At 38.4% G+C, this 20,815-nt stretch carries 22 protein-coding genes; 13 read left to right on the top strand and 9 right to left on the bottom strand.

Annotation, left to right across the window (positions count from 1 at the left end; all coding sequences use genetic code 11):
* Positions 1 to 219 precede the first annotated feature (219 nt).
* From F4V57_RS05120 to F4V57_RS05105, 4 genes are all read right to left on the bottom strand, one after another.
* A complete protein-coding gene (locus tag F4V57_RS05120; protein ID WP_141729220.1) occupies positions 220 to 882 on the bottom strand; it encodes a hypothetical protein in 663 nt (220 codons plus the stop codon).
* A 63-nt stretch (positions 883 to 945) separates the two neighbouring features.
* A complete protein-coding gene (locus tag F4V57_RS05115; protein ID WP_070069475.1) occupies positions 946 to 1,593 on the bottom strand; it encodes a toxin-antitoxin system YwqK family antitoxin in 648 nt (215 codons plus the stop codon).
* Between the two features lie 77 nt (positions 1,594 to 1,670).
* On the bottom strand, positions 1,671 to 2,408 hold the full coding sequence (locus F4V57_RS05110; RefSeq protein ID WP_070069474.1) for a type III pantothenate kinase: 738 nt from the start codon (positions 2,406 to 2,408) through the stop codon (positions 1,671 to 1,673).
* Positions 2,398 to 3,219, bottom strand: a complete 822-nt coding sequence (locus F4V57_RS05105) for a biotin--[acetyl-CoA-carboxylase] ligase (RefSeq protein WP_081409182.1) — start codon at positions 3,217 to 3,219, stop codon at positions 2,398 to 2,400. The genes F4V57_RS05110 and F4V57_RS05105 overlap by 11 nt, the downstream gene beginning before the upstream one ends.
* On the opposite strand from F4V57_RS05105, the gene F4V57_RS05100 reads away from it, so the two are divergent.
* From F4V57_RS05100 to F4V57_RS05065, 8 genes are all read left to right on the top strand, one after another.
* A complete protein-coding gene (locus F4V57_RS05100; RefSeq protein WP_070069473.1) occupies positions 3,218 to 4,033 on the top strand; it encodes a sulfite exporter TauE/SafE family protein in 816 nt (271 codons plus the stop codon). The genes F4V57_RS05105 and F4V57_RS05100 overlap by 2 nt on opposite strands.
* A gap of 131 nt (positions 4,034 to 4,164) precedes the next feature.
* Complete coding sequence (locus F4V57_RS05095) at positions 4,165 to 4,872, top strand: GntR family transcriptional regulator (protein ID WP_081409181.1); 708 nt, start codon at positions 4,165 to 4,167, stop codon at positions 4,870 to 4,872.
* Positions 4,873 to 4,882: 10 nt separating this feature from the next.
* Positions 4,883 to 8,326 carry a chromosome segregation protein SMC gene (gene smc / locus F4V57_RS05090; RefSeq protein WP_070069472.1) on the top strand — a complete coding sequence of 1,148 codons (3,444 nt, stop codon included), beginning with the start codon at positions 4,883 to 4,885 and terminating at the stop codon, positions 8,324 to 8,326.
* A gap of 4 nt (positions 8,327 to 8,330) precedes the next feature.
* On the top strand, positions 8,331 to 9,353 hold the full coding sequence (locus F4V57_RS05085; RefSeq protein ID WP_070069471.1) for a cell division protein ZipA C-terminal FtsZ-binding domain-containing protein: 1,023 nt from the start codon (positions 8,331 to 8,333) through the stop codon (positions 9,351 to 9,353).
* Positions 9,354 to 9,518: 165 nt separating this feature from the next.
* Complete coding sequence (nfuA, locus tag F4V57_RS05080) at positions 9,519 to 10,160, top strand: Fe-S biogenesis protein NfuA (protein ID WP_070069470.1); 642 nt, start codon at positions 9,519 to 9,521, stop codon at positions 10,158 to 10,160.
* Between the two features lie 593 nt (positions 10,161 to 10,753).
* Positions 10,754 to 11,626, top strand: coding sequence for a MetQ/NlpA family ABC transporter substrate-binding protein (locus tag F4V57_RS05075; protein WP_070069469.1), 873 nt, complete (start codon positions 10,754 to 10,756; stop codon positions 11,624 to 11,626).
* Positions 11,627 to 11,703: 77 nt separating this feature from the next.
* Positions 11,704 to 12,729: a methionine ABC transporter ATP-binding protein gene (locus F4V57_RS05070; protein WP_070069468.1), complete on the top strand. Its 1,026-nt coding sequence runs from the start codon at positions 11,704 to 11,706 to the stop codon at positions 12,727 to 12,729.
* Positions 12,726 to 13,421, top strand: coding sequence for a methionine ABC transporter permease (locus tag F4V57_RS05065; protein ID WP_070069467.1), 696 nt, complete (start codon positions 12,726 to 12,728; stop codon positions 13,419 to 13,421). The genes F4V57_RS05070 and F4V57_RS05065 overlap by 4 nt, the downstream gene beginning before the upstream one ends.
* A gap of 109 nt (positions 13,422 to 13,530) precedes the next feature.
* On the opposite strand, the gene rluB is transcribed toward F4V57_RS05065, so the two are convergent.
* The 5 genes from rluB to F4V57_RS05040 form a co-directional block, all read right to left on the bottom strand.
* On the bottom strand, positions 13,531 to 14,478 hold the full coding sequence (gene rluB / locus F4V57_RS05060) for a 23S rRNA pseudouridine(2605) synthase RluB (protein WP_070069466.1): 948 nt from the start codon (positions 14,476 to 14,478) through the stop codon (positions 13,531 to 13,533).
* A 42-nt stretch (positions 14,479 to 14,520) separates the two neighbouring features.
* Positions 14,521 to 15,117: an SMC-Scp complex subunit ScpB gene (gene scpB, locus F4V57_RS05055; RefSeq protein WP_070069465.1), complete on the bottom strand. Its 597-nt coding sequence runs from the start codon at positions 15,115 to 15,117 to the stop codon at positions 14,521 to 14,523.
* Entirely contained in the window at positions 15,110 to 15,907 is a 798-nt protein-coding gene (locus F4V57_RS05050) for a segregation and condensation protein A (RefSeq protein WP_070069464.1), read from the bottom strand. Before F4V57_RS05050 ends, scpB begins: the two co-directional genes overlap by 8 nt.
* Positions 15,908 to 16,102: 195 nt before the next feature.
* A complete protein-coding gene (locus tag F4V57_RS05045) occupies positions 16,103 to 16,720 on the bottom strand; it encodes an L-threonylcarbamoyladenylate synthase (protein ID WP_070069463.1) in 618 nt (205 codons plus the stop codon).
* 57 nt (positions 16,721 to 16,777) lie between these two features.
* A complete protein-coding gene (locus tag F4V57_RS05040; protein WP_070069462.1) occupies positions 16,778 to 17,407 on the bottom strand; it encodes an elongation factor P hydroxylase in 630 nt (209 codons plus the stop codon).
* 99 nt (positions 17,408 to 17,506) lie between these two features.
* Here F4V57_RS05040 and F4V57_RS05035 point away from each other — a divergent pair, with 99 nt between their 5' ends.
* The 5 genes from F4V57_RS05035 (at position 17,507) to acpP (ending at position 20,672) form a co-directional block, all read left to right on the top strand.
* Positions 17,507 to 18,067 carry a YceD family protein gene (locus F4V57_RS05035; protein ID WP_070069461.1) on the top strand — a complete coding sequence of 187 codons (561 nt, stop codon included), beginning with the start codon at positions 17,507 to 17,509 and terminating at the stop codon, positions 18,065 to 18,067.
* 66 nt (positions 18,068 to 18,133) lie between these two features.
* Positions 18,134 to 18,319 carry a 50S ribosomal protein L32 gene (rpmF, locus tag F4V57_RS05030; protein ID WP_070069460.1) on the top strand — a complete coding sequence of 62 codons (186 nt, stop codon included), beginning with the start codon at positions 18,134 to 18,136 and terminating at the stop codon, positions 18,317 to 18,319.
* A gap of 304 nt (positions 18,320 to 18,623) precedes the next feature.
* Positions 18,624 to 19,610, top strand: coding sequence for an ACP S-malonyltransferase (gene fabD / locus F4V57_RS05025; RefSeq protein WP_070069459.1), 987 nt, complete (start codon positions 18,624 to 18,626; stop codon positions 19,608 to 19,610).
* On the top strand, positions 19,607 to 20,344 hold the full coding sequence (gene fabG / locus F4V57_RS05020) for a 3-oxoacyl-ACP reductase FabG (RefSeq protein ID WP_070069458.1): 738 nt from the start codon (positions 19,607 to 19,609) through the stop codon (positions 20,342 to 20,344). The genes fabD and fabG overlap by 4 nt, the downstream gene beginning before the upstream one ends.
* A gap of 88 nt (positions 20,345 to 20,432) precedes the next feature.
* Positions 20,433 to 20,672, top strand: a complete 240-nt coding sequence (acpP, locus tag F4V57_RS05015; protein ID WP_070069457.1) for an acyl carrier protein — start codon at positions 20,433 to 20,435, stop codon at positions 20,670 to 20,672.
* Positions 20,673 to 20,815 lie beyond the last annotated feature (143 nt).

Here is a 20,815-nt window from a genome sequence, read left to right as displayed (position 1 = left end):
ATTTGTTCCATGATATAACGATATTATTAAAATACCTGAGGAGAAAATAAATGATATTTAGAGGATAATATATCTATTTATTTAAATAAAAACATACAGATATATATTGAGATTTATGAGGTCATATAATGGTGTTGTTAAAATACAAATGCCTCATGAAATTTATGAAGCATTTGCTGCAAATGACTATTTTACAATAAGGTAAGGGAGTTGATTAGTTTATTGGCCAATTTTCGTTTGTGTGTTAATTTGCTCAATAATCTGTTCTCCTAATGTGTCATCTTTAATAATTTTACCATTGTGATCCCAATATTGATTTGTGAGCATTTTATCGTTGAGATATAAAGTTTCAGCAGCTTTCTTACCAGATGGATAATAGTAAATCGCATGTATCTTCTGATCGGTTTCTGTCCAGTCTAAGGCTTTCTGACCTGATGGATAGAACATTTGATATAAGCCAACAATTTCACCATTTTTATAAGTACCTTTAAAATGGAGTTTTCCATTTTTGTAGTAGCTTTGAATAAAACTGTCTATATGGTCAGTACCAAAGTCATAAAAGCCAGTAATAGTATCCAACCAGAAAGGATCAGTTTGTTTTTGTTTGCTGTCAGTGAAAAAATCCTGCGCCAAAAAACGTCCTTGATGATCACGCCCTAGCAGGATTCGATAAAAGCCACCTTTGACAGGCGTTGCCGAATAATTACTTTCTAGATCGTAATAGGCAATAATTGGTTGTGTTGTGGTAATTTGTGTCTGATTTTCAGATGGCTGAGGTTGAGCTGGCGCAACTGTGGATGATGTTGGCGGTGTGCTACTACATCCCGTAACCATCAACACACTGCTTATAAACATTCCGGTAAATAATGTCTTTTTTAACATAATGATACTCTGTTATTTTGAAATATAATTTTGCATATCAATCTATGAAATTAAATTTGACCTTTATTGATCAAGCTCAATTTTGGTATAAATCGTATCTAGAATATCTTGGATCTGATTTTTATCCGTGATTTTGCTACCAGTGTTATTCCAGCCAGTTTCATTGATGAGTTCATCATTACGGTATTCTAAAATGGCTGCTTTTTTACCATTTTCGTAAAAATATTCATCGCTATATTCATTATTGCCTTTAGGTTGATAACGACTGGCCAGTCGACCATTTGGATAAAAATTATCATATTGTCCCGAAAATTCTCCATTCTTAAATGTTCCTTTGAAAGACACATTACCATTGCTGTAGTAACCGGTGATTGGGCCGTCAATATAATCAATTTCAAAACTGGCAAGACCTTGAATGTCATTGACCCAGTAAGGATCACTTTGCTTTTTGTTAGTTTGTTGAAAAAAATCCTGAACTAGAAAACGACCGTTTGCATCACGTGCCAAATAAACACGATAAAAACCATTGGATGCAGGTGTTGAACTATATTTGTAGTCATCTTTTGAATTTTTGAAATAAGCGACAATGGCCTGTGTTGTACTCACCTGACTGCCGGCAATTGTTTGGTTGGCAGCTATAGGTGTGGGTGCAGCGTATGTCAGTACTGTGGTGCTCAATAATGCAGTGAGAATTAATGTTTTTTTTAACATATTAAAATACCCTGAATGTGATTATATCCTGATAAAACATTTCTAAAATAAGTTGAGTGTTTTGATACCCTCAATGTTTAAGATTGCATTAAAACATAATGTTGTAAACCGTTTAATAATAAATCAGATACGATCTTTGGTTTAAATTCTGTTAAATAACTTGAAAAAATTGCAGCATCGCCGCCAGTAAAAATGAGTTGATAATCCGGATGAGAGTGCATGGTATAGCGAATGGCACCCAATAAACCCAGTAAAATGCCATGATGTACAGCATCACTGGTATTACGTCCAGCACTGAGAGAATCAAAGTTTTTTTCAGGGATTTTAATACCTTTGGTGCCTTGTAACAGTGAATCACGTTGTAAATAGAGATTAGGTAAAATGTATCCACCTAAGTGTTGATGATATTCAAGTAAGTCGATGGTCAGTGCTGTGCCACATCCGATAATGCAGTATTTTGCAGGTTGGCGTGTCATTGCCAATACTTGTAACCATCGATCAATCCCCAGTTGTTTAGGCTGATCATAGCCTGTGATCAATCCTGCATATTCAGCATGAACCTGCGCAAAATAAACAGGAGCTTTTAGATTAGACAGAATTTGCTGAATACGTAGATTGGTGGTTTGATCAAGAACAGAAGAAATTCCAATAGATTGGATGTGTTGCTTTTTAAGATAAGGAATTAAACCAAGAAGTAAATCGACAGGGGATTGTAGATGTAATTCTGCACCATGCTCAATAATGTGTTGTTCGCTATTACAGATCCAGTACTTTAGACGGCTGTTGCCTAAATCCAGCCATAAATTATGATGCATTGTGATGGTCGTCCGCAGTTGGATGTGTAGGAATGACTAATCGGCCATCATAACAAGCGATTGGATTGGGTTGATCAGTAACCTGAATCAGTAATGCACCATCGTCTTGTATGCCTTGATAAATACCGGATAAGTCCGGATTATTGTGACGCGTGATATGCATGTTTTGTTGCCTGAATGCAGCAACTGCATTGAATCGCTGTGCCAGATTTTGGCTACCAAAATTAAACCATTGTATCGCCTGTTGCATGGCGACATACATCTGAGCAATCAATTCACTACGCTGATAGTCTTTTAAACCAAGCGTAAGTAAATTGGTATTTGGGGGTAATCCTTGTTGTTGTACAATAGGAAGCACATTAATCCCGATACCGATGATAACTTGTTTTTGTTGTACTGGTTCAACCAGAATTCCACCCCATTTTCCTTGCGGGCTATAAAGGTCATTGGCCCATTTTAGTTGCAATTGTTCTAATTCAGCGAACATTGGACAGTGAATTAGACTTAAGCCACATTCTAATGCCAGACGACCATCAATAGGACGTTGCAATGGTAATAAGGCGCTAAAAAAAATATTACCTGATTGTGAAACCCACTGTCGTTGATGTTGTCCACGTCCCTGACTTTGTTGCTGACTAGTCACCAGTGCAGTCTGATAACCTTGTTGAAAAAGTTGTAATGCATCATCATTGGTTGATTGTGTATTTTGTTTGCAAATCACTATTTCTGGCGTAGCATGTGCAGCAGCAAGGCAGGCAGAGATTTCCTGTTGCTCTTGCTCAGGTGTTTGAAGATGCAGGGCAAAATTCATGGTCATACTCGTTTATTTATTGGTTGGTGCATGTGCTGGATTTACCGCAGGGCTATTTGGCGTGGGTGGTGGGTTGATCATTGTGCCAATTCTGTACTGGGTATTTCTACAGCAGGGATATGATCCTCAGTATGTGATGCATATGGCGCTGGGGACATCATTAGCGACAATTATTATTACATCATTAAGTTCAGTCTCTGCGCATCATAAAAAAGGTGCTGTCATTTGGCAAGTTGTAAAGAATTTAACCCCGGGATTAATCATTGGTTCATTATTGGGTGCGGGTATTGCAGATTTACTGCCTAGCCATGTTTTACAATTGATTATTGGTTGTTTCGCTGTATGGGTAGCATATCGAATGCTAAAAGGTGTAAGTGCTATTGTAGATACGACGAAACAACTGCCTTCAACATTTAGACAGAATTTGGCAGGTGGGGTTATTGGCATTGCATCTGCAATCTTTGGGATTGGTGGTGGGAGTTTAACTGTACCGTATTTGAATCGTCATGGTATTGTGATGCAAAAAGCGGTGGCAACATCTGCTGCTTGTGGTTTCCCTATAGCAATTGCCGGGGCGATTGGATTTATGTGGTTTGGTTCACATGAAATGCAACATATTCCTGGAGCAATTGGTTATATCCATCTTTATGCTTTTTTTGGCATTAGTTTTATGAGCTTTTTTACAGCCAAAATCGGTGCCAAAGTTGCACATCAACTTTCACCAGCAATGTTGAAAAAGTGTTTTGCATTGTTGCTAACCTGTGTAGGAACATTTTTTATTTATAAGGCCATGATGTGGTATCTGGTCGTTTAAAAAAATATATACAGTATCTCGATTAAAGTTTTAACTAAAAATATGAAAATGGTAGGTAGCCGCCAGAAAGTGTAAAACGTTAATATTTACGAATTAGATCAATGATCACTCCAAGTTAGGATAAATCGGTTGTGGGATCATCAATATGCTTTTTTAAATTTGAAGGACTATCTGAACAAATTGCAGCGGAGATTGCAGAACAAATTATTACAGGACAATTGATTGCTGGAGAGCGTATACAGGAGGTGCGTATTGCCAATGCCATGCAGGTGAGTCGTGCATCGGTACGGGAAGCTCTACAAATTTTAAAACGTACAGGATTAATCAACGTTTATCCCAGACGTGGAGCATTAGTCAGTGAGTTGGATCAACAACATATAGAATCATTATTTCGGATGGCTGACTTACTGATTACTGAGATCATAATGCAGCATGATAAGGTGGATCATCATCAATTTGATGGGTTGTTACAGACATTACAACAGCGTTTATTTCAGCAGGTACAGGCATTTCAGCCACAACAGTTTTATGATGAAATTTTTGCTTATCTATCGCAATTCTCTGCAAGCTGTGAACATTTATATTTACATTGCATGTTTACAGATTTATTGCCGGCAATACGCCGTGGTTATTTTTATGCGATTCATGTGTCAAATTATGCGCTACAGGAAGAATTTTTCCTGATTTCTAAAGTGATTGATGCAATAACAAGCAAAAATACACATCAAGCCGCTTTATTTATGCAGGATTTTTGCCGAAACTTATGCAAGCTCGTGCAGGCATCGCTGATTCATATTAAACAGGCGGAATTGGCATGGGCGCAATGCTCACCCCATTAATTGAGAAGTTATGCGTTTAAGTCGTTTAAAACTGGCAGGCTTTAAGTCATTTGCTGATACTGCAACCCTGAATTTTAAAGATAATCGTACTGCGATTGTTGGTCCCAATGGCTGTGGAAAATCCAATGTCATTGATGCTATACGCTGGGTTATGGGAGAGTCCAGTGCCAAACAATTACGTGGCGGTAATATGCAGGACGTTATTTTTGCAGGTACATCCCACCGTAAACCTATAGGTCTGGCCAGTGTAGAACTTCATTTTGATAATACTTATGGCAAATTAGGCGGTGAATACAATGCCTATACTGAGTTAAGTGTTAAGCGTCAGGTGACGAGAGAAGGTAAATCTGATTATTTTTTAAATGGTACGAAATGTCGGCGCCGTGATATTACCGATATTTTTCTTGGAACGGGATTGGGACCACGTTCTTATGCTGTCATTGAGCAAGGTATGATCAATCGTCTGGTTGATGCAAAGCCAGACGAAATGCGTGTCTTTATTGAAGAAGCTGCGGGAATTTCACGTTATCAGGCTCGCCGTCGTGAAACCTTACAACATCTTGAACATACTCAAAATAATTTATTTCGTTTAAATGATATTGCACTTGAATTGCATAGCCAGATTAAAACGTTAAAACGACAAGCCGAACAGGCAGAAAAATATCAAAGCTTGCAAAAACAAATTGTCCAATACAAAATTCAATTGTTATCGGCGCAATATCATCAAGAATTTGATCAGGTTGAACAGTTGACCCAAAGCCTGAAAAATTTGACTGACCAATTTCAACAGCACCATCAACAACTTGAACAGATAGAAATTGAAAGTCATTTATTACAGCAAAATATCCAACAACAATTACCGCAAGCTGAACAATTACAACAAAGCTGGCAGCAGGCACAGCAGCAACATCAACATGTGTTATGGCAACTTGAGCAAGATCAGCAGCAGCAACAGCAATTACAACATTCTTTGATGGGGTTAGAACAGCAACATCAGCAATTACAGGATGAACATCAGCAATTAAATACTGAGATTGAACAACTTCAGCATTTACAAGGCAGTTATCAACAACAGTATAAAGTGTTGCAGCAAACGACTGAAGACAATCAAATTGAATTAATACAGATTGAGGAAAAATTTCAGTATTATCAACATAGAAATCAAAATCACCAGCAGCAGCTCACGCAATTGTTGCAACAGCAAAAGCAGTTACAGTTTCAATTACAACAGGCCGAAAAAACCGTTCAGCGATCAGTGCAACTGTTACAGCAGTTACAATTGCAAAAACAACAAATTGAAATGACAGATCATCGGCAACAGTTGGAAGATGTGCAGCAATTGCTTATACAGATAAATGGGCAAGTGAATGAATTAACGAAAGAGCAGCAACATCAACAAGATCATGTGGAACAAACGCAGCAGCAACAAGAAACGCTAAAGCAGCAATTGCAGTCCGCACGCATGTTGCACCAAAATTTACAAAGAGAAATTCGGCAGACACAAAAATTACTGAATAATTTGTCTAAATCAGACCAGCCGAAAAGCTCATATACACTACTGGATCAATTACAGCTAACTCAGGAAGGGCAACATTACGGTGCATTACTGGAAAAATTATTGGCACCTTGGTTAAGCGCTGATGTTGTCGAAAATTTTGAAAGTTGTACAGAAATTGCCAGACAAATAAAAATTTTGTTTGATCAACCATCCCACAGGCTCGATTTGCCACATATTTCAAACTGGATTGCGCAGCCTTTAACCTCATTGTGGCAAACCATTTGGATTGCAGAGGATCTAAATCAGGCACAGCAGAAATTGGCACAATGTTCTAATCTGGACAGTATTTTAAGCAAAGATGGTTATTGGTGTAGCCATTATTGGCAGATTAATTTAAATATTGATCAACAAGATTCTGCATACGGACAGTTACAGTATCGAATACATTTACAGCAACTGGAGCAACAATTTTCACAGGTTGCCGAACAGGTTGTACCTTTGCAACAGCAACTGGAACAAATTGAGCAACAGTTTAATTTTCAGCAACAGCAACTGAAACAAACGTTATCTACATTAAAACAGGCGCAGCAACAACAGCAGAAATATCAACAGGAAGAAATTCGTCTGCAAACAATTTTGACCAGTAATCAAGAAAAAACACGACAACTGGAACAGCAAATTCAACATCTTCAGCAACAAATGTATGATGACCAGCAAGATCAGGTACAAATCAATCTGGATCTGGTGAGTTTAAAACTTAAGCTGGAAACTGTTCAACCAGAAGCGACTGCAATGCAAGATAGCTTCCAACAATATCAAAAGAAATTACAGTGCATACAGCAGCAGGTACAGCAGGATCAACAGACATTACAGCAATTTGATCAGCAATGTGTGCAGCAACAAAACAAACAAGCATTACTTACACAGGATATTGCATTCAAACAGCAACGTATTGAAGATTTAAGTGAACAAATATTGCAACAACGACAACAATTACAGGGGCTAAGTGCAAGATTACAGTCAGCAACATCGCAAGAGCAGCAGGCTGGTAATCAGGCTGAGATTGCACATCAGGCATGGCAGGAATGGCAGCAGCAACTAGAGCAGCTTCAACAAACCCATCAACATTTAAATCAACAACGTGTCGATAAACAACAGATTGAAAACCAGTTACGTGATCAACTGGAAAATGTACGTTTAGATTGGCAAAAGCACAAGGCTGAACAACATCATGTCATGGCGCAATTGCAGGAGATTGGACAGCCACAGCCAATTCGTGAAGAAATCAATACGCAACAAATTAAACAGCAATTGGAAAAAACCGAGCAACAATGCCAAAAAATTGGTGCAATTAATTTGGCAGCCTACGAAGAATTACAACAATTGCAACACCGATATGACGAACTTGATCATCAAATTCAAGATCTTACCCAGACAGTTGAGCAATTACATGCGGCAATTCAGGATATTGATCAGGAAACTCGTCAAATATTTATGCATACCTTTGAGAAAATTAATCAGGAATTGCAAGTGTTATTTCCTAAAGTATTTACTGGCGGTGAAGCAAGTTTAAGTTTGGAAGATGGCTGGCAATCTGGTGTAAAACTAATGGCTCGCCCACCCGGTAAAAGAAACAGCACTTTAGCGCTATTATCTGGTGGTGAAAAAGCATTAACCGCTCTATCATTGGTATTTGCAATATTTAGACTTAATCCGGCGCCTTTTTGTGTGCTGGATGAAGTAGATGCACCTTTAGATGATGCAAATGTGAATCGTTTTTGTAATTTGGTAAAAGAGCTATCGCAACAAGTACAATTCATTTACATTACACATAATAAACTTGCCATGACAATGGCAACAGATTTACTGGGGGTTACGATGCCGGATGCAGGTAGCTCAAAGCTGGTGGCAGTAAGTTTGGCACAGGCTGAATCTTACGTAATGACAACGGAGTAAAAAAATGGATCAAGCTTGGCAAATCGCAGGAATTGTTATTGCGGTAGTTATGGTACTCATTGGATTAGTACTTATTTTTCGTAAACCCAAACCTACAGCACCGATTGAGCAAACAGAGCTGATCGTAGAGCCGCAAAGTCTGCAACCCATCGTGCCACGTCACTTACGCCAGATGCCAGAAACAACTATTCAGCCTACCAACAATGTCATAGACAGTGCCGAGAAAACAGTCGTACCTGTTAGTACTATCGATGAAAAAGCCTCAGCGATATCAACTTCCGTGGTTGAGCAAAAACATACTGATTCACCTGCTGAAACCGAAACTGACACGACATCGGATGAACTGGATCAAGTATTAAAGCAATTGGATGTCGAACCAGAATTACCGGCTGACAGCAAACAAAAAAATCAACAGCAACAAACACAGCACACAATCTCAGAACCCATTCAGCAGCAGGCTGAACAAGTAAATGAAGTTGTGGAAGAAATTGAAGATAAAAGTTTACTTGATGCTGTAGAACTTTCTGAATGGCAGGGAGAAAGTGATGTATTGGATGCACATATCAGTGAACAAAATCGTCAGGATGAAGAAAGCGCCTTGGCAACAGCACAGCAGTTTGTCGCATTGTATTTATATCCAAATCCAGCACGTGCTTTATCCGGTGAACGCGCATTAAGAATGTTATTAAAATATGGCTTGCGTTATGGCGAAATGTCTTGCTTCCATCGTTATCAGGATCCTGAACATAGTAGTCCCTTAATGTTTAGCGTATTAAGAATTAATGAAGAAGGTGCACCTACAGGTTTTGATCTGGAAACATTGCTAAGTGAGGAAGTGAAAGGATTGGCATTCTTTTTAGCTTTGCCAAATGCAAATGCAGTTGAAGGTTTTGATATGATGATTAGCCTTTCTGGCTTAATGGCAAGAGATATGGAAGGTACAATTTATGATGAACAATCTTTAGAGCTTACACCACAACTTCGTGATCATTGGCGTCATTTTGTGATTGAATATAAACCGCAATAATATACTGCTTTGCTGGTTTTTATCGAAGCAATTCATTGATATGAAAGAATGGCAATAGTCATTCTTTTGTTTTTTGAGCAAGCCATTATTTTATTCCGAGTGTTTTAGTCAAAAAACCATACAACTTGATGTATCATATAGGCAGATACCAGAGGAGTAATATTTATGTCAGAAGACGTGACAAATTCAACTGTAGCTGAAGAAACCATCCCAAATATGATCATCACCCCATCAGCACAGGAGTATTTGAGAGACTTATTGGCGAAACAAAATACTCCCGGAATTGGTGTACGTATTTTTGTTGAAAGCCCGGGAACCGCACGTGCAGAATGTTGTATGGCCTATAGTGCACCAGATGAAGTTAATCCGACCGACTATCAGCAAGATTACCCTGATTTTCCTGCGTTTATTGATACACCATCTATTCCTTATCTTAAAGATGCTGTGATTGACTATAACAAGGATCGATTTGGTGGTCAGCTTACCTTTAAAGCACCTAATTCCAAAGTACCGCGTGTAGGACCGGATGCATCCATTGAAGAACGAATTGCATATGTTTTACAGGCAGAGATTAATCCGGGACTTGCTGGTCATGGCGGCAATTGTAGTCTGGTTGAAATTTTTGAAGATCCGGAACATGGCTTAACTGCGGTATTACAATTCGGTGGTGGATGTCAGGGGTGTTCCGCAATTGATATCACTTTGAAACAAGGCGTAGAAACCACATTGCAATCACATATTCCAGAATTGGGTCGAGTCATTGATAAGACTGACCATACGCAAAATGCTGGTGCATACATGAAATAAGCGATTATTCATGGAAAATTTGAGTAATTAAGATATCGTAAGGTTAAATAACAATTTAACCTTATTTTTATGAAGTTAGATGCAATAAGTTATTTTTTAATATAAATATTATAGGCTTAAGTCATGAGCTTGAATACCAATCCGATTGAGATAAAAAATTAACATTCGATTTAAGCTGATTGAGTTTCTAAGAAATGGTATAAAATCTCTTGGACAAGAAATATAGATATTTTGACAAGAAAGCTAATATTCTAATTCCAAGAATTCCGATCAAATTTATTAAATATAAATTGATGCAGATATGCGATTTAATAAAAAAATCTGTAAAGTACAGCAGCATAATTTATATGATCATGATTTGTTTATTGTTATGATTGCCAATATTTTTAAAGCCGCATATAAATTTCATATTAATGTTTAATTTGTATGAATCTTTAAAAAATACTGGATAAGTTGTCCACTTTTTGCAACTTTACTGCTTTGGAATATGGCAATTAATATATTATTAATTTTCATGCCATAATAATCTACTTTGATTGAAATGATAAAGCATATTTGAGAGATAAAGTGCTTTAGCTGATTAGGATAAATCTATGAAAAAGCTTATTGGTCTTTTCCTGAGCATATCTGTATTGTTACTTGCTGCATGTGGCAAACAAGAGAGTGCTTCCACAACAGCCACCAGCAACGATACGGCAAAAACACATACCGTACTTTTGGCTTCAACAGGTTCGGATGCTGATGTCTGGCGTTATATTGCCGCCTTACCTGAAACAAAAGCAGCAGGTATTGAATTAAAAGTACAGAATTTTACTGACTATGTTGCCATGAATACTGCAGCAGCAAATAAAGAAGTAGATATTAATGCCTTCCAATCCTATGCTTACCTATTGGCATTTAATGCTGAAAATAAAGATAAAATAGCACCAGTGTCGACAACCTATCTTGAGCCAATGGGAATTTATACTAATAAATACAAGAAAGTGGAAGAATTAGCTCAAGGTGCAACCATTGCTATTCCAAATGATGCCGCAAATGAAGCACGTGCGTTATTGTTACTACAAAGTGCTGGTTTAATTAAATTAAAAGCTGATTTTAACCCTGCTAAAGGTACACCTTCAGATATTATTGAAAATAGTAAAAACTTGGCGGTAAAACCAGTTCAAATGGCCTCAGCAGTTCGTGTAAAAGATGATGTTGATGCAATTGTGCTTGGAAATACTCTGGCAATGGAAGGCGGTCTGAATGTATTGAAAGATGCAATTTTTTATGAGCCAGTCGATCAAAGTACAAAATTAAATGTCAATATTTTGGCTACTGCTGCTGGGCGTGAAAATGATCCAATCTTACAAAAATTGGGGGCTCTATATCATACAGAAGCTGTGAAAAAGTATGTACAAGACCATTTTGGTGGTACAAAAGTTGATGTGAATAAACCAATCAGCTATCTCACTGGTTCAAACTAGTATTATAATATCCAATCCATCTGAAACAGGCAGGGTAACCGCCTGTTTCTTATTTTTAGACGGTTTTTTCTGGCAAAATGATTCAATTTAAACATATTTCTAAACAGTATCAGTTAAAAGGGCAAACCTTAAATGCACTGGATGACATTAACCTGGAAATTCCGGAAGGTTGCATATTTGGCATTATCGGCTATAGCGGTGCTGGAAAAAGTACACTGATTCGTTTGATGAATTTGCTGGAACGGCCTAATCATGGGCAAATTATTGTCGATGGGCAGAATTTAACACAATTAAATGCCAAAGCCTTACGTCAGGCCCGAGCAAATATTGGGATGATTTTTCAGCATTTTAATTTACTGGAAAGCAAAACAGTCGCTGCAAATATTGAAATGCCATTAAAACTTCTCGGTTATGCGAAAGCTGAGCGCGAGAAACGTTTAGAAGAATTACTGGAATTTATTGATCTAAAACAAAAACGTAATGCCTTTCCAGATGAATTGTCAGGTGGACAAAAACAACGTGTTGGTATTGCGCGTGCCTTGGCCAATCATCCTAAAATTTTATTATGTGATGAAGCCACATCAGCACTTGATCCTCAAACTACGCAATCTGTACTAGATCTATTAAAAAAAATTAACCGTGAACAAAATATTACTATTGTCATGGTGACCCATGAAATGGATGTCATTGAACGTATTTGTGACAAAATTGCTGTTATGGAGGCAGGTAAAGTTATTGAAACTGGAAATACTGTAGATTTGTTTAGTCGGCCACAACATTCAACCACCAAAAATTTTATTCAAACTGTTTTGCAGCAACAACTTCCCGAAAATATTTTGGCAAGATTAGAAAATCAGCATCATCACAGTATTTATTGTTTCCAATTTCTTGGAAAAACTGCACAGCAACCGGTGATTCAGTCATTAATCAGACAATTTGATCTGAGCTTAAATATTCTATTTGCCAATATGACTGAAATTAATGGCACGGTGATTGGTCAAATGTTTGTACAACTTTTGGGCGAAGAAACGATCCTTAACGATGCAATTACATTTTTAAGACAACAGGGTGTACGTGTAATTCAATCTGGAGCATCAGTATGAGAGAATTATTTGTACAATGGTTGACAGAGATTACTGCACCTTATTGGCATAGTAGTCTGACGATGGATCAGTTTGTGACTGCGTTACAAGAAACCTTCCAGATGGTATTCTTTGCATTGATCTTTGGGGGATTATGGGGGTTCGCACAAGGGATTCTCATGCTAGTGACCCGACCAAATGGTATTTTACAAAATCGCCTTATTTATCATGTGATGAATCCGATTATCAATGCTTTACGTTCGTTACCATTTATTATTTTATTGATCGCTGTGATTCCATTAACCAAATTACTCGTAGGGACCACAATTGGGACATGGGCGGCAATTGTACCCTTGACTATTTATATTGGTCCATATATGGGACGTTTAATTGAAACATCATTGCTTGAAGTGAATGATGGCATCATTGAGTCTGCTCAGGCAATGGGTGCAACACCTTGGCAAATTATTTTTCAATTTATTCTGCCTGAGGCACGAAGTTCCCTGATTCTGAATTTAACTACAGCGACTATTAGTTTGATTGGCGCAACAGCAATGGCTGGTGTAGTGGGTGCGGGTGGTGTAGGAGATTTGGCTGTTTCGTATGGCTATCAGCGTTTTGATACCAGTGTCGTGATTCTGACAGTGATTGTTTTATTGCTGATTGTTCAATTGGTTCAAATGTTAGGTGAGTGGTTATCACGTTTGCGTTAAATGGCTTGAGGTTAAAAAAGCCCATAATTGAAAATTTTGATTATGGGCTTTTTTATAACCATCAGGCATCAATTACAGATGGACACTTGATTGCATAACAACATAAAATTTATTTTGCATTAAATTTTTTGAAGCCTTTGTTGGCATATTCAATAGGTTTGCGTGTTGTCGGCGCCGTTGCGTTTGCCTGTTCAGCAGCTTCAGCTTCATGATCGCGGCGTTGTTGACGTAAAAAACCACCGCGACGCGCAGGCATTGGTTTATCAATCATTTTTTCGGCACGGCGTTTTGCCATACCATATAAACCTGTACCTTGACGAGGTTTGAGTTCTACCAGTTTTGTCAGATTATCAATGTCTTGCTTGTCTAGTTCTAACCAGCGACCAGTACGTAATTCACGAGGTAAAATGACTGAACCATAGCGGGTACGTAATAAGCGACTGACTTTAAGGCCTTGTGATTCAAATAAACGGCGTACTTCACGATTACGGCCTTCCTTTACTACGACTTGATACCAACGGTTAATTCCTTCACCACCCAGTTCACTAAAAGATTCAAATTTAGCTGGACCATCATCCAGCTCTACGCCTTTTAATAGTGTGGTACGAACCTGTGGCGTGACTTCACCCATGACACGTACAGCGTATTCACGTTCGATCTCATTAGATGGGTGCATCAGTCGATTTGCCAGTTCACCATCATTGGTAAATATGAGTAAGCCTGTACTATTAATATCCAGACGACCCACCATTACCCAGCGATCATTGGCAATTTGTGGTAAATGATCAAATACAGTTGGACGGTTTTCCGGATCATTGCGTGAGCAGATTTCACCTTCAGGTTTGTAGTAAATCAATACACGACGACGAATTTCATCTTCCACTTGATAGTTGATTTTACGACCATCAATACGTAATTCATCTCCTTGTTCGATGCGTTCACCGACCTGAGCGATATGACCATTGACGCTAACACGTCCGGCAGCAATGACTTCTTCCATGTAACGGCGTGATCCGAGTCCAACCCGGGCAAGTACTTTCTGTAATTTTTCACTCATAATTGCAAACCTTAAAAATTAAAATTTAATCAGTACACTTGCTTAAGAACGTAGCATAGTATTTTCAAGCTGCGTTAAAGCATCCTTGTGATTCTGAATAACCGGGAGATCGCCTAGAGATGCCAAACCAAAGGCATTGAGAAAGTGCGAAGTTGTTACTAATAAAGCTGGGCGTCCGGGAATATCCCGAAAACCTGACTCTTTAATCCAATTCCATTCAAATAACGTTCTCAGAATTTGACTATTATTGCTGACACCTCGAATTTGTTCGATATCAGCACGTGTTACAGGTTGATGGTAGGCAATAACTGCCAGAACCTCTAATAAACTTGGAGATAGTTTGATTGGGCGTTCCGGCCAAGCCTGATGAATGGCCTGACGATAACGAGCACGAACCTGAAATTTAAAGCCCTGTACAGTTTCTATCAGTTCAACTGAACGGCCATGCTGTAAAATGGATAGTTGTTGTAAAAGTTGGCGAATTTGTTGGCTACTGAATTTTCCAGCTAACGCTTGTTTCAAACGAGCGATCGAGACGGGTGCATCACTAGCAAAAATAATTGCTTCAATTTGCATCAAGGCTTCATGATGTAATTCGTCCAGAGATGTACTTTTGTCAGAATAATTTGGATTAGGCATAGTATTTTCCCTGAATACTTAAGGCATGTTGATTGCCATCATGAACAATACTGATTTGTTGTTGCTTTACTAATTCAAGAATTGCCATAAAAGTGACCACCATTCCCATACGTCCTTGCAAAGGATTGAGTAGTTCGGTAAAACCAAGGATACCGCCAGATGCAACTTTTTCACAAATATAATGCATGCGTTCTTCAAGCAAGACGGGTTCATGCTCAACTTGATGGATCATTGGATCAGGGCGAGTAAAGATACAGGTTAATGCATCCTGTAGGCTTTGTGCATTATATCCTTCGTAGATAATGCCTCGTTCTCCCAAGCTGACTTGTGCATCAAATACATCACGTTCCAGAATATTGAATTGCCCTAAACGTTCTGCTGCCTGTTTAATTGTCAAGTATTGTTCAAGGCGATCAACCAAAAGTTTTTTTGGGTCATGTTCAAGAGAAGAGTTGTTTTCGGGTTTAGGCAATAATAAACGGGATTTTAGATCCGCCAATAAAGCTGCCATCACCATATAATCAGCCGTCAATTCGATATTTAGAGATTTCATTTTCTCCATATAAGATAAATATTGACGTGCGATTGGTGCAATATCCAGAGTTTTTAGATCAAAGCCATTTTTTTTAACCAAATAAAGTAAAAAATCCAATGGGCCTTCAAATTGTTCAAGTAAAATGGCAAATGCTTCAGGAGGAATATATAAATCGTCAGGAAGATCAGGATAATATTCATCTATGACACGTATAGCATGCGTATCTTCTTGTTTAATACAATCTGAGTTATTCATTACAGTTATTAGGCCACGCGAATTTTCAAAAGCATGAAATTGTGCAGATCACAAAAAAAAATTGCACATCAAATCCAAGTTGGATTTTAGCTGATTTACACAGTGAAAGAAATAATTAGACTGTATAAACTTCAAGCTACTGCAATACTTTTATTTCAAACTGTAAAGTTTTTATGAGGCTTGATAAATTTTATATTATTCAAAGGCACTTACATCGCCTAATCCTCGGCGGATGATGATTGGGTGATCCTGAGATAAATCGATGATACTGGTGGTCGCCAACATCCCTAAACCACCATCAATAAATACATCAATTCGTTTACCTAATTGCATTTCGATATCAAATGGATCATCCAGAGGGTCTTGTTGTCCTGGTAAAACCAATGTACTGGTAATTAGTGGCTCACCGAGTTCTTTTAATAACATCTGACAAATCGGATTAATAGGAATACGAATACCAATAGTTTTCTTTTTAGGATGCATCAAACGGCGAGGGACTTCGCTTGTTGCTGGTAGAATATATGTAGTTAAGGCCGGAGTATTGGCTTTAAGCAAACGATACATGGCATTATCGACTTTGGCATACGTTGCTATGTCTGATAGATCCTGACATAAAATGGCATATTGGTGTTTAGCATCAAGTTGTCTAATTTGCGCAATGCGTTCCATTGCCGATTTATTACCAATCTGGCAACCAATTGCGTAGGCGGCATCTGTAGGGTAGACCACAACATCTCCGGCACGAATACGCTCTACAGCCTGTTGAATCAATCGTGCTTGCGGATTCTCTGGGTGAATGCGTAAATGTAACATTGTGGCTATCCTAAAAGTTTTGCTGACGGAAATTATAGCACTTTTTGCAAGTATTGTTTAATCAAGAGCTTGCCTTAGGAATTCTTCCTGACGTAATGTTTGACCTTTTCGGATATGCCAACATAAATGTTGGATAAAACACAGGCCATCTTTAGGAATACGATGCGGATTTTTTAGATAATCTTGTACTTGATGGTAAACATTGTCTTTAAATGTTGTTCCATCTCCGCTTACGCCGGTTAAATTATCCAGAGATACTCGAAAAGGACGCAAACAGGCTTGGGCAAATAACCATTCAAGTGCTTGCGGTTTTACTTCTACTTGTTCAAATAATGCTTGTTGTTCAGCCGTTCGACCATCGGGTGCGTACCAGTAACCTAAATCTGGCAAAGTGCGGCGTTTATGACCTGCAATACACCAATGACTGATTTCATGTAAGGCACTATTAAAAAAACCATGTGCAAATTGAATCCTAGCCGGTTGCCTGCTATCTGCCGGAAAATATTCAGGTTCATGTTCACCACGGATTAAAACAACATTATGGTGGGAAAACCATTGGTTAAAGTGTAAAATTAACCAATCTACCTGCTGAATTTCATTGTTGCATAATGACCATGTACTCGGTACAGTAGTGTTTATCGTAGATGATGTTGTAATTGCATTATTTTGTGCTTGCAACAGACTCATAACCAGTGATTTCTCTCAAACGATGCAAAATTTAGCGACGAAATTGTATCTTAATCTTTGACATTAGTTTGATGAATTTGTAGAATTGCCGCCTTAATTATGTCAGCAAATACCTTTCCGGCACAGATTGAGCCGTTTAAATGGGCCGAGCAAGGCTTTACATGGTCAGGACAACTGCCATTATCTCGCTTTACTCGAATTGCTCATGAAGCTGTTGGATCGATTGATAATCAATGGGTTCAGGTCGACTGTAAGTTATCTATAGATGCTTATCATCGAATAGTATGGTTAGATGCACATTTAACAACACAAGTGACTTTACAGTGCCAGCGTTGTCTGGAAGGTGTAACGTTACCTGTTCAGTCAGATGTACATATTGCCATTCTAGATGATGAATCTGAAATAGATCATTTGGATGAGGATGCTGATTTCATCATCTTGGGTGAAGATCCGGGGACGCAAAAAGGCGACTATAAGACGCCCGCTATTGTTGATCTGATCTATATTCTTGAGGATGAATTGCTGTTGTCGGTGCCAAATTCACCCAAGCATCAGGCTTGTGAATTAAAGCATCGACCTGTAGTTCAAGCCATCGCTGAGGAAAAACGTGACAATCCGTTTGAAATTTTAGCAGGTTTGAAAGGCAAACTTGGTTCATAATGTGTTATACTAGACCAAGATATTGATTGTTTGATCCATTTTTTCGATCTTTGTAAGGAGCCTATCATGGCTGTTCAGCAAAACCGTAAAAGTCGCTCACGCCGTGACATGCGCCGTTCTCATGACGCTTTGACTGCGAGCACTTTGACTGTAGACCAGACTACTGGTGAAACTCATCGTCGTCACCACGTAACCAAAGATGGTTTATATCGTGGTCGTCAATTATTCGCTCAAGCAACTGATGCGGAATAATTGTCACGCATAAAGCGTAAAAGACAAAAAAGGGAGCGTTTGCTCCCTTTTTTATGGCTTGGGTATTATGATTGCCTTAAGTTGATCGTTATACAATCAAACACTATAAATTTAGTAATCAAAGGATTGAGAAGAAAAATTTTGCAGCGATATTGTCGTATTTTTAAGTGATTCAAGATAATTCCGTCAATATTTTATAAAGTTAAATAAATGTAAAAACGGTATTTTTTGCGATAGCGCACTGTATTTAAGCTTGTTAAGCTAAGCGAAATTTAAAGTTAATACAGAGTCAATGGGAAGTTTTATGTCCACATTACAATCTGCTTTGGCATCACAAGCTGTAAAAACAGCATTTGTTTTTCCTGGGCAAGGTTCACAAAAAGTTGGCATGCTCGCAGAGCTTGCAGAACGTTTTCCAAGTATTCTGACAACATTCAAAGAAGCCTCCGACGCTTTGGGTTCTGATTTATGGGAAATTGCCCAGACTGGTGACAAACTGGATCAAACACAATATACACAACCTGTTTTATTAACGGCTAGCATTGCCTTGTGGCGTATATGGCTTGAGGGGGGGGGACCTGCACCAAAGTATTTGGCTGGACATTCATTAGGTGAATACAGTGCATTGGTTGCAGCAGAAGCTTTGAATTTGGTGGATGCAGTCAAGCTGGTAAATCTACGTGGTCAATTAATGCAACAGGCTGTACCTCAGGGAACAGGCGCCATGGCTGCGATTCTTGGCTTAAGTGATGAGCAGGTCATTACACTTTGTCAGGATGCATCGCAGCAAAATAAAGGACAAGTTGAAGCAGCAAACTTTAATGCGCAAGGTCAGGTGGTGATTGCTGGCGCAACTGAGGCTGTACAAATTGCAATTGAAAAAGCCAAGGAATTGAGCGGAAAAGCCATTGTTCTACCGGTATCAGTTCCTTCACACTGTAGTCTGATGAAATCTGCATCAGAACAGTTTGCACAGGCATTGGCGAAAGTTGATTTGCAATTACCAAAAATTGCTGTGATTAATAATGTGAATGCACAAATTGCCAATGACCTTGATAGTCTAAAACAAGCTTTGGTTAATCAACTGTATCAACCTGTACAATGGACTAAAACACTTGCATATTTGGAACAATATGATGTGCAATATCTTGTGGAATGTGGTTCTGGAAATGTATTGAGTAATCTTGCAAAACGCTTGCCATTTGTAAGCAAAGCATTGCCAATTGATACGGTCAATCGTTTTGAAGACGCATTACATACTATTTTAACTGCTGAAGGGAAAATTGCATGACTGAACAAAATAAACGTATTGCATTAGTGACTGGTGCAAGTCGTGGAATTGGTGCAGCCATTGCACAGCAACTGGTACAGGATGGATTTTTTGTGGTAGGAACTGCAACCAGTGAGTCTGGTGCTGCAAAAATTGCACAGACATTAGCTGAAAATGGTACAGGTTTGGTTCTGGATGTGCGTGATCAAAATGCGATTGATACAGTTCTCTCACAGATTGAACAACAATATGGGGCTGTACTTGTACTTGTCAATAATGCGGGTATTACCAAAGACAATCTTTTATTGCGCTTGAGCGAAGATGATTGGGATGATGTTATGAATACTCATCTTAAAGCTGTTTTTCGCCTATCTAAGCGTGTTTTAAAAGGAATGACCAAAGCACGCTTTGGACGAATCATTAATATTAGTTCTGTGGTGGCACATTTTGCTAACCCGGGGCAAACCAACTATTCTGCTGCCAAAGCTGGAATTGAAGCTTTTGGTCGTAGTTTAGCCAAAGAAATGGGTAGCCGCCAAATTACAGTCAATGCAGTGGCGCCTGGATTTATTGCAACAGATATGACAGATGCACTTGATGATAGTCTTAAAGACAAGATGATTGCACAAGTGCCACTTAATCGTTTGGGGCAACCACAAGATATTGCTGATGCAGTGAGTTTTCTGGCAAGTGAGCGAGCAGCTTACATTACAGGTACTGTACTGCATGTGAATGGTGGTATGTATATGAGCTAACCGAATAGGATTAGCTTTAATAATTTTGATTTTTAATCTAAACTATGGCGAGATTCAAACACCGCCACAAGCAATGAGGAGAATTCCTGTGAGCGATATCGAACAACGTGTCAAGCAAGCAGTCGCAGAGCAACTAGGTATACGTGCTGAAGATATTAAAAACGAAGCATCTTTTATGGATGATTTGGGTGCAGATTCACTAGATTTAGTAGAACTTGTTATGTCTTTTGAAAATGATTTTGATGTCACTATCCCTGACGAAGATTCAAATTCAATTACAACAGTTCAATCTGCAATTGATTATATCACTGCAAAATTAGGACAATAATTACAAATACTGTATTTATTATCCCCAAAAGACCGCAATAATGCGGTCTTTTCTATATAAATGATTTGATTATGAACAGAAATTAACAAGAAAACGTGACCAAATTCTTGTTTTTATTGATATGAACAGTTAAAACAATAAAT

The organism is Acinetobacter qingfengensis (assembly GCF_008693185.1).
Lineage (GTDB): Bacteria > Pseudomonadota > Gammaproteobacteria > Pseudomonadales > Moraxellaceae > Acinetobacter > Acinetobacter qingfengensis.
The sequence above is the reverse complement of the archived record's forward strand: the minus strand, read 5'-3'. Positions and strand labels throughout refer to the sequence as shown.

Excerpts from the sequence above, each read along its gene's own strand:
- rpmF (WP_070069460.1), top strand. The coding sequence starts at position 18,134 with ATGGCTGTTCAGCAAAACCGTAAAAGTCGCTCACGCCGTGACATGCGC.
- scpB (WP_070069465.1), bottom strand. The coding sequence starts at position 15,117 with ATGCCTAATCCAAATTATTCTGACAAAAGTACATCTCTGGACGAATTA.
- F4V57_RS05050 (WP_070069464.1), bottom strand. The coding sequence starts at position 15,907 with ATGAATAACTCAGATTGTATTAAACAAGAAGATACGCATGCTATACGT.
- F4V57_RS05040 (WP_070069462.1), bottom strand. The coding sequence starts at position 17,407 with ATGAGTCTGTTGCAAGCACAAAATAATGCAATTACAACATCATCTACG.
- fabD (WP_070069459.1), top strand. The coding sequence starts at position 18,624 with ATGTCCACATTACAATCTGCTTTGGCATCACAAGCTGTAAAAACAGCA.
- F4V57_RS05045 (WP_070069463.1), bottom strand. The coding sequence starts at position 16,720 with ATGTTACATTTACGCATTCACCCAGAGAATCCGCAAGCACGATTGATT.
- F4V57_RS05065 (WP_070069467.1), top strand. The coding sequence starts at position 12,726 with ATGAGAGAATTATTTGTACAATGGTTGACAGAGATTACTGCACCTTAT.
- rluB (WP_070069466.1), bottom strand. The coding sequence starts at position 14,478 with ATGAGTGAAAAATTACAGAAAGTACTTGCCCGGGTTGGACTCGGATCA.
- F4V57_RS05035 (WP_070069461.1), top strand. The coding sequence starts at position 17,507 with ATGTCAGCAAATACCTTTCCGGCACAGATTGAGCCGTTTAAATGGGCC.
- F4V57_RS05120 (WP_141729220.1), bottom strand. The coding sequence starts at position 882 with ATGTTAAAAAAGACATTATTTACCGGAATGTTTATAAGCAGTGTGTTG.
- F4V57_RS05105 (WP_081409182.1), bottom strand. The coding sequence starts at position 3,219 with ATGAATTTTGCCCTGCATCTTCAAACACCTGAGCAAGAGCAACAGGAA.
- F4V57_RS05085 (WP_070069471.1), top strand. The coding sequence starts at position 8,331 with ATGGATCAAGCTTGGCAAATCGCAGGAATTGTTATTGCGGTAGTTATG.
- fabG (WP_070069458.1), top strand. The coding sequence starts at position 19,607 with ATGACTGAACAAAATAAACGTATTGCATTAGTGACTGGTGCAAGTCGT.
- F4V57_RS05100 (WP_070069473.1), top strand. The coding sequence starts at position 3,218 with ATGGTCATACTCGTTTATTTATTGGTTGGTGCATGTGCTGGATTTACC.
- F4V57_RS05115 (WP_070069475.1), bottom strand. The coding sequence starts at position 1,593 with ATGTTAAAAAAAACATTAATTCTCACTGCATTATTGAGCACCACAGTA.
- F4V57_RS05110 (WP_070069474.1), bottom strand. The coding sequence starts at position 2,408 with ATGCATCATAATTTATGGCTGGATTTAGGCAACAGCCGTCTAAAGTAC.
- F4V57_RS05075 (WP_070069469.1), top strand. The coding sequence starts at position 10,754 with ATGAAAAAGCTTATTGGTCTTTTCCTGAGCATATCTGTATTGTTACTT.
- smc (WP_070069472.1), top strand. The coding sequence starts at position 4,883 with ATGCGTTTAAGTCGTTTAAAACTGGCAGGCTTTAAGTCATTTGCTGAT.
- F4V57_RS05070 (WP_070069468.1), top strand. The coding sequence starts at position 11,704 with ATGATTCAATTTAAACATATTTCTAAACAGTATCAGTTAAAAGGGCAA.
- nfuA (WP_070069470.1), top strand. The coding sequence starts at position 9,519 with ATGTCAGAAGACGTGACAAATTCAACTGTAGCTGAAGAAACCATCCCA.